This is a genomic window from Magnetospirillum fulvum MGU-K5 (assembly GCF_000442515.1).
GTDB classification, from domain to species: Bacteria; Pseudomonadota; Alphaproteobacteria; order Rhodospirillales; family Magnetospirillaceae; genus Phaeospirillum; species Phaeospirillum fulvum_B.
In genome coordinates, this window is sequence record NZ_AQPH01000036.1 from 25,869 (window position 1) to 34,183 (window position 8,315).

An 8,315-nucleotide genomic window follows, 5' to 3' on the forward strand; every position below is an offset into this window, starting at 1 on the left:
CTAACCCTCTTCAGATCAGCGCGAAGCCGGGGCGTTTTCGCCCGCAGCCCGCTTGTCCTGGGCCATCGGGTCATGGGCGAGAATCTCACCCTTGAACACCCAGACCTTGACGCCGCAGGTACCGTAGGTGGTCTTCGCGGTGCCAACACCGTAATCGACCTCGGCGCGGAGCGTGTGCAGCGGCACCCGGCCCTCGCGGTACCATTCCATGCGGGCGATTTCCGCCCCACCCAGACGACCGGAGCAATTGATCCGGATGCCCTGGGCGCCGAGACGCATCGCCGACTGAACCGCGCGCTTCATGGCACGACGGAAGGCGACGCGGCGCTCGAGCTGCTGAGCGATGCTTTCAGCCACCAGCTGGGCGTCCAGCTCGGGCTTACGGATCTCGACGATGTTGAGATGCACTTCGCTGCCGGTCATCCGCGACAGCTCTTTGCGCAACACCTCGATGTCGGCGCCCTTCTTACCGATCACCACGCCCGGACGGGCGGTGTGAATGGTGATACGGGCCTTCTTCGCCGGGCGCTCGATCACCACCCGCGACACGCCGGCCTGGGCCAGCTTCTCGCGGAGATAGGCGCGCAGCTTCAGATCCTCGTGAAGCAGCCGGGCGTAGGTCTCGTCCGCGAACCAACGGGAATCCCAGGTGCGGTTGATGCCGACGCGCAGGCCGATCGGATTGACTTTCTGACCCATCTGGTTACTCCCCCGCCGCTTCGGCGCGTTCGCGCACGATGACGGTCAGATTGCTGAACGGCTTCTCCACCCGGCCGACGCGGCCGCGAGCGCGCGCCTTCCAACGCTTCATGACCATCGCCTTGCCGACGTGGGCTTCGGCAACGAAGAGCCGATCAACGTCGAGCTGGTGATTGTTCTCGGCATTGGCGATCGCCGACTGGAGGACCTTGCGGACCTCCACAGCGACACGCCGCTTCGAGAAGGAGAGGGCGTTGAGCGCCACATCGGCCTTCAGGCCGCGGATGCTCTCGGCCACCAGGTTCAGCTTGCGCGGGCTGGTGCGGATCGTGGCGGCGAAGGCCTTGGCCTCGGTCTCCGCCAGAACCCTATCTGCGGGTTTCTTGCCCATGGCTACTTCCTCTTCGCCTTCTTGTCGACGGCGTGGCCGTAGAACGTGCGGGTCGGCGAGAACTCACCGAACTTATGCCCGATCATGTTCTCGGTCACCAGCACCGGGATGAACTTCTGGCCGTTATACACGCCGAAAGTCAATCCAACGAACTGCGGCAGGATGGTCGACCGACGCGACCAGATCTTAATCACCTCGTTGCGACCGCTGGCACGGGCCTTATCGGCCTTTCCCAGCAGATAGCCGTCGAGGAAGGGGCCTTTCCAAACGGAACGAGCCATTCTCGTCGCTCCTACTGGTTCTGATGACGGCGGCGCATAATCAGCCGATCCGTCTTCTTGTTGCTGCGAGTCTTCTTGCCCTTGGTCGGCTTGCCCCACGGAGTAACCGGGTGACGGCCGCCCGAGGTGCGGCCTTCGCCGCCGCCGTGCGGGTGATCGATCGGGTTCATGGCGACACCGCGAACGCTGGGACGACGTCCCAACCACACGTTGCGGCCAGCCTTGCCGAGCGACACGTTCTGCTGGTCGGGGTTCGACACCGCACCGATGGTGGCGATGCATTCGCCCCGGACCATGCGCAGCTCACCGGACGACAGACGGAGCTGGGCATAGCCCTGATCCTTGCCGACGAGCTGAACATACGTACCGGCGGAGCGGGCCAACTGTCCACCCTTGCCGGCCTTAAGCTCGACATTGTGGACGATGGTGCCGACCGGGATATTCTTCAACGGCATCGCGTTGCCGGGCTTGATGTCGACCTTCTCGCCGGCCACCACCTGATCACCGACCGCAAGACGCTGCGGGGCGATGATGTAGCTCTTCTGGCCATCGGCGTAGGAGAGCAAAGCGATGAACGCGGTACGGTTCGGATCGTACTCGAGCCGCTCGACCGTCGCGGCGACGTCGAACTTGGTCCGCTTGAAGTCGATGATGCGGTAGCGGCGCTTGTGCCCGCCGCCACGCCAACGGACGGTGATACGACCAGTGTTGTTACGGCCGCCCTTCGAGCGCAGACCTTCGGTCAGGCTCTTTTCGGGCTTACCCTTCCACAAATCGGAACGATCGACCAGGACCAGCTGGCGGCGGCCCGGAGTCGTCGGCTTGAACGTCTTCAGTGCCATGGCGTCAGACTCCCGTGGTCACGTCGATGGAGTGGCCTTCGGCCAGCGTGACGATCGCCTTCTTGACGTCGCTGCGCACGCCGACGCGGCCGCGGAACCGCTTGACCTTGCCCTTGGCGATCAGGGTGTTCACGGCCGAGACCTTGACACCGAAGATGCCTTCGACCGCCGCCCGGATTTCGGGCTTGGTCGCGTCCAGAGGCACCTTGAAGGTCACCTGGCGGAATTCGGAACCCATGGTCGCCTTTTCGGTGATCACAGGAGCACGGACCAGATCGAACATCCGCTCCTTGCTGATGACGGGCTTGCTCATTTCAGGCGGGCCTCCAGGGCTTCCACCGCGTCCTTGGTCAGGACCAGGGTGTCGTGGCGGAGGATGTCATAGACGTTCGCGCCCGCCTGCGGCAGCACATCCACATAGGGGATGTTGCGGCTGGCCAGAGCGAAGTTGTCGTCCACGGCGGCCCCGTCGATCACCAGCACCGAAGACCAGCCCAGAGCGTTCAGCCGGGCGGCCAGCTCGCGGGTCTTGGGGGTGGCGACGTTGGCGGCGTCGAGCACGAACAGCTTGCCGTCGCCGGCCTTGGCCGACAGCGCGGTCTTCAGAGCCAGCTTGCGGACCTTCTTGGGCAGATCGTGAGCATGCGAGCGCACGACCGGGCCGAAAATGGTGGCGCCGCCACGGAACTGCGGGCTACGCAGCGAACCCTGACGGGCACGCCCGCCGCCCTTCTGGGCGAACGGCTTCTTGGTGGTGCCGGAGATCTCTTTGATCCCCTTGGTCTTGTGATTGCCCGAGCGGCGCTTGGCCAACTGCCAGTTGACCATGCGGGCCAGAATGTCGGTACGGACCGGCAGACCGAACACGGTCTCGGCCAGTTCGATTTCACCGACAGTCTGATTTTCGAGGCTGATTACGTTCGTCTTCATCGCCGTTCTTCCTCAACTCTCGCCGGCTTCAACCGGGGCGGACGGGGCGTCGGCAGCGCTTTTGACGCCGGCCGGGAACGGCACGCCGTCGGGAAGCTTACGCTTCACCGCGTCGCGGATCAGCACCCACGAACCCTCGTGACCGGGAACCGAGCCCTTGACCAGGATCAGGCCGCGCTCGGAATCGGTCGAAACGACCTTGAGGTTCTGGGTGGTCACCTGGACGTCGCCGAGATGGCCAGCCATCTTCTTGCCCTTGAACACCTTGCCCGGATCCTGGCGCTGACCGGTCGAACCGTGCGAACGGTGCGAGACCGAGACGCCGTGGGTCGCTTCCAGGCCGCGGAAGTTCCAGCGCTTCATCACGCCGGCAAAGCCTTTGCCGATCGTGGTGCCGGTGATGTCGACGAACTGACCGGCGATGAAATGCGCCGCCGAGAGTTCAGTGCCGACCTCAAGGAGGTTTTCCGCGGAAACGCGGAATTCAGCGAGCTTCTTTTTCGGTTCGACTTTGGCCTTGGCGAAGTTGGCGCGAGCAGGCTTGCTCACATTCTTCACCTTGGCCGTGCCGGCGCCGAGCTGAACGGCAATATAGCCGTCCGTTTCCTCAGAGCGGGTCGAGACCACCTGGCAGGTGTCGACCTTCAGCACGGTGACGGGCAGATGAGTGCCGTCCTCGGCGAAGATCCTCGTCATGCCGACCTTCTGGGCGATGAGACCGGATCGCATCGTTGTTGGTTCCTTAGAGCTTGATCTCGACGTCGACACCGGCGGCCAGGTCGAGCTTCATCAACGCATCAACGGTCTGCGGGGTCGGATCGACGATGTCCAGCAGGCGCTTGTGCGTGCGAATTTCGAACTGTTCGCGCGATTTCTTATCGATATGCGGGCTACGGTTGACGGTGAACTTCTCGATCCGGCTGGGGAGCGGGATCGGTCCGCGCACCTGCGCTCCGGTTCTCTTGGCGGTGTTGACGATTTCGCGGGTGCTCTGATCGAGAACGCGATGGTCGAACGCCTTGAGGCGGATGCGGATGTTTTGGCTTTCCATGATCAAGTCATCCGTCAAATCAGATCGGCGCCCCATCGGGGCGCCGATCGGTGAAGCAGGTTCAGTTCAAAGAGCCTCCCGCAGTAAGCCGCTCCCACCTCAGGGGGCCACTCTTACGGAAAAGGCCGAAGCCGAAGGCCAGCCTTATACAGGGCTTGTCGGCCCAAGGCAAGCGTCGCGTGGCCCCCAAACCAACGCGAACGCGATGTTTTTCGGGCAAAACGACATATGCGACAGATCGCGCATTTCGGCAACATATCTTGGCGTCCAGCCCCCCTTCGGGCTAGTGTGCCGCCCATGTCTTCCCCCTCCCCCGCTCCGGCGGACGGGCCGGTCCGCGCCCTTTCCCTCGATCCTGACCAGCGTCTGGCCGCCGAAGCCCGGGCCGCGTCGGTGCTTGTCCTCGCCGGACCCGGTACCGGCAAGACCACCACCCTGGTCGGCCGCTATCGTCATCTGGTTGATAATGGTACTCCGCCCGCGCGGATTTTCGTTTCGACCTTTACCGTCCGCGCCGCCGCAGAACTGCACCGGCGGATCGGCGACAGCGGGGACGAGACCCCGCGCGAGACGGTACGGCGTTTGCCGATCGGTACCCTGCACAGCCTCGCGGCGCGGCTGCTGACCCGCTTCCCGCCGCCCGGCTGCCCTCCGGTGCGGATCTTCGACGATCAGGCCTGTGGCCGCCTGATCGCCCGCCATCGCCTTTATCATAGCGACGAGACCAAGCGGCCGCAGGACCTGTTCGGGGCCTACAAGGACCGGCTGCTTGACCCGGCGGCGGCGATGGCCGAGGCAAAGGCCAAGAACGAGCCGGACCTGATCGAGGCCGCCACCCTCTATACCCGCTATCAGGAGGTGCTGACGGCGGAGGGTGGGTTTGATTTCGGCGACCTGATCGTCATGCTGGTGCGGGGGATGGAGACCGATCCCGACTACCGCGCCCGGATCGCCGGGTTCTTCGACCACCTGCTGATCGACGAGTTCCAGGACATCAACCCGGCACAGGAACGGATGTTGCGCCTGCTGCGCGATCAGGGAGCGTTCCTGTGGGCGGTCGGCGACGATGACCAATGTCTTTACGCCTGGCGCTCGGCCGACCCCGCTTTCATCCTGGGGTTCGAAAAGGAGTGGCCCGACCCGGCCTTGTTCCGGCTGTCGCGCAATTACCGCTCGACCGCCACCATCGTTGATGCCGCCCAGGCGCTGATCGGCGGCAACCGCAACCGCCACGCCAAAAGTCTTGCGGCGCAGAATCCGTCGCGCCTGCCGGTGACCGTCACCGGGCTGGAGGACGACGAGGACGAGGCCGCCTATGTGCTGCGCGTCGTGCGTGGGCTGGCGGGCAAAGGGGTTCCCTGGCACGAGATGGCGGTGCTCTACCGCGCCGGACATGTCGGCTCCCGGCTTCAGATCGCCCTGGCCGAGGCCGGGGTGCCGGTGGTGGTGCGCGGCGCGGGCGAGTTCTGGCAACTGACTCCGGTGCGGCTGACCGCCGCACTGATCCGGCTGATGTCCAATCCCGGCGACATGGAAGCCCGCGCCCTGCTCGGCCACGGCAAGCGGGTCGAGCGGTTGCTTGAACAGGCCCCGGACAAGATCGACGACACCGCCCCCTGGCCCGCTTTGTGCCGTCAGGTCGGGCGACTGGTTTCTTCGACGGCGCGGCCGCCCGGCGAGGAGGGGGTGCAGTGGCGCGACCTCTGCTACGCCGCTGCCGACCTTGCCGCCGAGACCGGCGGGCTCGAACAATTCATCGCCTCGGTCGAGGAGCAGCGCCGCTCGCTCCGCGCCGCCGAAGCGGGCGGCGATGCCGTGGTGCTCTCGACGATCCACGGGGCCAAGGGGCTGGAATGGGCGGCGGTGGTGGTCGCGGGCTGCGAAGACGAATTGCTGCCCCACGAATCCGCTCCCGACATCGAGGAAGAGCGGCGGCTGATGTATGTCGCGGTGACGCGGGCGCGGCGCTGGCTGGTGCTGAGCTTCGTCGCCGAGCGGCGCAAGCGGGCGCTGCCGTCGCCCTTTCTGCGTGAATTGCTGGCCGGGCTGGACCCGGAACAGATTCGCTGGAACGACGACGATACGCGGCGGCGGGTGCAGGGCTCGGTCCGCCCTGCCCCGGCCGCGACAAGCGGGACAGGCCGCGCCCACCCCAAGGCTTCGGCGAAGCTGCGCAAGCCGAACGGCGGCATGTCACGCGGCAAGCGTACCGGGCGGGTTTGATTTTCCTAGTTAAACAGGGCATCCTCGGTGTCGAGCGTCCGGGCGGGCCGGGTGGCGGGGATATCACAGTCAGGGCTTGAAGCGATGGGCGAGACGACGATCGGCGGCGACGATATCGAAGCACGCGACCTTTCGGCTGACCGGGAGGAGACCACTGGCCCCACCCTGACCCCGCCGCCGCTGGGACTGGCCCGCGTCGCCGCGTCAGAGCCGCGCCCGGCCCCATTGTCACAGCGCCCCACCACCCTGACCCCCGCGATAGTAGCGGTCGCGGTGACCGGACTCTGGCTGCTGATCTGCGCCTATTACACCGCCAACTCGATCGGCTTTGCCAACCTGCTCGACATGCAGCCGCAGGAAATCGGCGGCATCGTCGGGGCGGCGTTCGTCCCCCTCGCCTTCCTGTGGCTGGTGGTGACCTATCTCGACCGTGGCCGCGAGTTGCGCGAGCTCACCCTTGACCTGCGCGAGCAACTGGAACGGCTGACCTCGCCGACCGAAGGGATCGAGCGCCGGGCCGGAACCATTGCCAGCACCTTGAAGCTTCAGGCCCGGATGCTGACCGACGCCTCGGACGAGGCCGCCCGCAGCGGCGAAGCGGTGCGCGATACCCTGAACAGCCAGATCGAGGCACTCCGGAACCTGTCCGGCCGGGTCGAGAGCGAAGCCCGCACTGCCGTCGAGGCGCTGCGCTCCGAAGTCGCCCGGTTGTCCGACGCCACCGAGGCAGCGACCCAGCGCGCCCGCGAGATCGAAGGGGTGTTGCGGGTCCAGACCCAGGATTTGTCCGGCGCGACCGAAGGCGCGGCAGTCAAGGTGCGTGACTTCGCCACCTTGCTGCAAGACCAGATCGACGGGATCGAGATGGTCTCGGCCCGCGCCGTCGCCCGTGCCGAACAGGCGGGCGGTCAGGTGCGCCAGCAGGCCGAGGCGCTTGATCAAATCTCGCAATCGGCGGTGGCCCGCACCGAACAGGTGGTCGGGATGTTCGAACGCCAGACCGTGCATCTGGGCGACACCGTCGAAACCGCCGCGACCCGGACCGAAGGCGTTGCCACCGCTCTGGCCGAACGGATCGACGCCCTGCGCGGCCTGTTCACCCGTCAGAACACCGATCTTGATCAGGCGGCGGAACGGCTGGCCGAACAGACCGGGCGGATTTCCGCCTCGTTGCAGCAGCAGGCCACCGGGCTTGACCAGATCACCGAGCGGGTGCTGTCGCGAGTCCGCATCGTCGAGGAAGGTCTGGGGGTCCAGTCGCGCGAACTGGTCTCGGCCTCGGATCAGGCGATGGCCCGCTTCCGCGAGATCGAAGACGTGCTGTCGCGGCATTCCGACTCCCTGCGCGGCGTCGCCGACTCCGCCACCGCCCAGATTACCGGGATCGGCGAGGTGTTCGCCCAGCGCCGCGACGAAGTCGATGCCGCCGTTGAACGCGGGGTCACCCGCATCCGCGATCTGGGCGAATCGTTCCAGGGCCAGACCCGCGCCCTGGTCGCCGCCTCGGACCAGATGACCGCGCGCGGCCGCGAGATTTCGGAAACCCTGCGCCTGCATATCGAGGATTTGGGCAAGGGTGCCGAGCGCGCCAGCGCCCAGGCCGAGGCAATCCGCCAGTCGCTGCGCAAGCAGGCCGACGAACTGGCCGACGCCGCCAACGTCGTTTCGACCCAGTCGAAACTGTCCGAGGCCTCGCTGAACCAGCAGGCCCGCCATCTGATCGCCACCTCGGATCAGGTGATGGGACGGATCAAGACGATCACCGACACCCTGCGCCAGAACACCAACGATCTGGTCGGGATGTCGAGCCGGGTCGGCGGCGAACTGGAAGGCGTTGGCGAGACCCTGCGGCAGCGGGCGACCGATGTCGGTGTTGCCGCCAGCCGCGCCAACGCCGA

At 66.0% G+C, this 8,315-nt stretch carries 10 protein-coding genes; 2 read left to right on the forward strand and 8 right to left on the reverse strand.

Annotation, left to right across the window (positions count from 1 at the left end; genetic code table 11):
- Positions 1–15: 15 nt before the first annotated feature.
- Genes rpsC through rpsJ form a run of 8 tightly spaced genes read right to left on the reverse strand, consistent with a single transcriptional unit; the run spans position 16 to position 4,194 of the window.
- The gene (rpsC, locus tag K678_RS10340; protein ID WP_021132401.1) at positions 16–699 is read right to left on the reverse strand and encodes a 30S ribosomal protein S3; all 684 of its coding nucleotides are present in this window, start codon (positions 697–699) and stop codon (positions 16–18) included.
- Between the two features lie 4 nt (positions 700–703).
- Positions 704–1,090, reverse strand: a complete 387-nt coding sequence (rplV, locus tag K678_RS10345; RefSeq protein WP_002725434.1) for a 50S ribosomal protein L22 — start codon at positions 1,088–1,090, stop codon at positions 704–706.
- A 2-nt stretch (positions 1,091–1,092) separates the two neighbouring features.
- Positions 1,093–1,371: a 30S ribosomal protein S19 gene (gene rpsS / locus K678_RS10350; RefSeq protein WP_002725433.1), complete on the reverse strand. Its 279-nt coding sequence runs from the start codon at positions 1,369–1,371 to the stop codon at positions 1,093–1,095.
- 11 nt (positions 1,372–1,382) lie between these two features.
- A complete protein-coding gene (gene rplB / locus K678_RS10355; protein ID WP_002725430.1) occupies positions 1,383–2,213 on the reverse strand; it encodes a 50S ribosomal protein L2 in 831 nt (276 codons plus the stop codon).
- Positions 2,214–2,217: 4 nt separating this feature from the next.
- A complete protein-coding gene (locus K678_RS10360) occupies positions 2,218–2,526 on the reverse strand; it encodes a 50S ribosomal protein L23 (RefSeq protein ID WP_002725429.1) in 309 nt (102 codons plus the stop codon).
- Positions 2,523–3,143 (reverse strand): 50S ribosomal protein L4, encoded by a 621-nt coding sequence (rplD, locus tag K678_RS10365; protein WP_002725426.1) that lies wholly within the window; start codon positions 3,141–3,143, stop codon positions 2,523–2,525. The genes K678_RS10360 and rplD overlap by 4 nt, the downstream gene beginning before the upstream one ends.
- A gap of 12 nt (positions 3,144–3,155) precedes the next feature.
- A complete protein-coding gene (gene rplC / locus K678_RS10370; RefSeq protein ID WP_021132402.1) occupies positions 3,156–3,872 on the reverse strand; it encodes a 50S ribosomal protein L3 in 717 nt (238 codons plus the stop codon).
- A gap of 13 nt (positions 3,873–3,885) precedes the next feature.
- The gene (rpsJ, locus tag K678_RS10375) at positions 3,886–4,194 is read right to left on the reverse strand and encodes a 30S ribosomal protein S10 (protein WP_002725423.1); all 309 of its coding nucleotides are present in this window, start codon (positions 4,192–4,194) and stop codon (positions 3,886–3,888) included.
- 297 nt (positions 4,195–4,491) lie between these two features.
- Here rpsJ and K678_RS10380 point away from each other — a divergent pair, with 297 nt between their 5' ends.
- Together K678_RS10380 and K678_RS10385 are read left to right on the forward strand one after the other, a co-directional pair.
- Positions 4,492–6,417: an ATP-dependent helicase gene (locus tag K678_RS10380; RefSeq protein ID WP_021132403.1), complete on the forward strand. Its 1,926-nt coding sequence runs from the start codon at positions 4,492–4,494 to the stop codon at positions 6,415–6,417.
- 27 nt (positions 6,418–6,444) lie between these two features.
- On the forward strand, positions 6,445–8,315 hold a 1,871-nt coding region (locus K678_RS10385), incomplete at its 3' end, for a coiled-coil domain-containing protein (RefSeq protein ID WP_462442548.1).

What these genes read in the sequence shown, in the direction of transcription:
- rpsC (WP_021132401.1), bottom strand. Translation starts at nt 699, where the DNA reads ATGGGTCAGAAAGTCAATCCGATCGGCCTGCGCGTCGGCATCAACCGC.
- rplV (WP_002725434.1), bottom strand. Translation starts at nt 1,090, where the DNA reads ATGGGCAAGAAACCCGCAGATAGGGTTCTGGCGGAGACCGAGGCCAAG.
- rpsS (WP_002725433.1), bottom strand. Translation starts at nt 1,371, where the DNA reads ATGGCTCGTTCCGTTTGGAAAGGCCCCTTCCTCGACGGCTATCTGCTG.
- rplB (WP_002725430.1), bottom strand. Translation starts at nt 2,213, where the DNA reads ATGGCACTGAAGACGTTCAAGCCGACGACTCCGGGCCGCCGCCAGCTG.
- K678_RS10360 (WP_002725429.1), bottom strand. Translation starts at nt 2,526, where the DNA reads ATGAGCAAGCCCGTCATCAGCAAGGAGCGGATGTTCGATCTGGTCCGT.
- rplD (WP_002725426.1), bottom strand. Translation starts at nt 3,143, where the DNA reads ATGAAGACGAACGTAATCAGCCTCGAAAATCAGACTGTCGGTGAAATC.
- rplC (WP_021132402.1), bottom strand. Translation starts at nt 3,872, where the DNA reads ATGCGATCCGGTCTCATCGCCCAGAAGGTCGGCATGACGAGGATCTTC.
- rpsJ (WP_002725423.1), bottom strand. Translation starts at nt 4,194, where the DNA reads ATGGAAAGCCAAAACATCCGCATCCGCCTCAAGGCGTTCGACCATCGC.
- K678_RS10380 (WP_021132403.1), top strand. Translation starts at nt 4,492, where the DNA reads ATGTCTTCCCCCTCCCCCGCTCCGGCGGACGGGCCGGTCCGCGCCCTT.